The 1,156-nt window shown below is 45.9% G+C and carries 2 protein-coding genes; both read right to left on the reverse strand.

The features are described 5' to 3' along the window. Window positions 1-44: 44 nt before the first annotated feature. Window positions 45-986, reverse strand: coding sequence for an aspartate carbamoyltransferase (pyrB, locus tag AB5618_RS21350; protein ID WP_173773246.1), 942 nt, complete (start codon window positions 984-986; stop codon window positions 45-47). Then, entirely contained in the window at window positions 983-1,153 is a 171-nt protein-coding gene (locus AB5618_RS21355; protein ID WP_243249282.1) for an adenylosuccinate synthetase, read from the reverse strand. The genes pyrB and AB5618_RS21355 overlap by 4 nt, the downstream gene beginning before the upstream one ends. Window positions 1,154-1,156 lie beyond the last annotated feature (3 nt).

The raw sequence follows: 1,156 nt of genomic DNA on the forward strand, positions 1-1,156 counted from the left end.
ATGGTCGATCACAATTCCATTTTGGATAGATTCAATCTTTAACATTACAGCACCGTCCTTCCTGTCAGCGGATCCGGGATTTCAAGCAGCGCCATAATAAGTGCCATACGGATATATTTTCCGTTTTGTACCTGGTCAAAATAAGCGGCTCTTGGATCCTGATCCACATCTGAGGCAATCTCATCCACCCTTGGAAGAGGATGGAGAACCGGCATATCCGGCTGTGCCAGATTCAGCTTCTCGCGGTTTAAAATATAGGTATCCTTTAACCGGACATAATCTTCTTCGTTAAAGAAACGCTCTTTCTGAACCCTTGTCATATAGAGTATGTCCAGTTTGGGAAGTGTTTCCTCCAGGCTGGTAACCTCTTTATAAAAAGAATGGTTAGGCTTTAAGGTCTCTTCAATTACGTAATCCGGGATTTTAAGCTCTTCCGGGGAGATGAAGTAAAACTCATTTTCTGGATGACGTACCAGACTGTTTACAAGGGAGTGTACGGTTCTTCCAAATTTCAAGTCACCGCAAAAACCAACTGTCAGGTGATCCAGATGACCTTTTCTCTGGCGGATGGTCATAAGGTCGATTAATGTCTGGGTAGGATGATTATGTCCGCCATCCCCGGCATTGATTACCGGCACTGTGGCATACATGGAAGCGCGAAGGGGAGCGCCTTCCTTGGGATGCCGCATTGCAATGATATCTGCATAGCAGCTTACCACCCGGGCAGTATCGGCTACCGTTTCTCCTTTTGTGGCACTGGACTGTTCAGCACCTGCAAAGCCAAGGGATTTTCCGCCAAGGCTTAACATGGCAGATTCAAAGGAAAGACGGGTTCTGGTACTTGGTTCGTAAAAAAGAGTGGCAATTTTTTTCCCATCTGCCACATGGCTGTACACTTCTGGACTTTCTGCAATGCGGTCAGCCAGATCCAGAACTTTTGTAGTTTCTTCAAGGGTAAAATCAAGTGGATCGATCAAATGTCTCATAACCAGGCTCCTTTTGTTAAAAACTGATCCCGTCTGGCTCCGACGGAAATAAACTGGATTTCATGGTTCAGAAGCTGCTCCAGGATACGAATGTAAGCTTTTGCATTCTCCGGAAGCTCTTCATAGGTCCGGCAGCCCGAAATATCGCATTTCCATCCTGGAAGCATTTC

The sequence above is a fragment of the Ruminococcus sp. J1101004sp1_RTP21198st1_B9_RTP21198_201120 genome, assembly GCF_040924245.1.
Taxonomy (GTDB): domain Bacteria; phylum Bacillota; class Clostridia; order Lachnospirales; family Lachnospiraceae; genus Blautia_A; species Blautia_A faecis.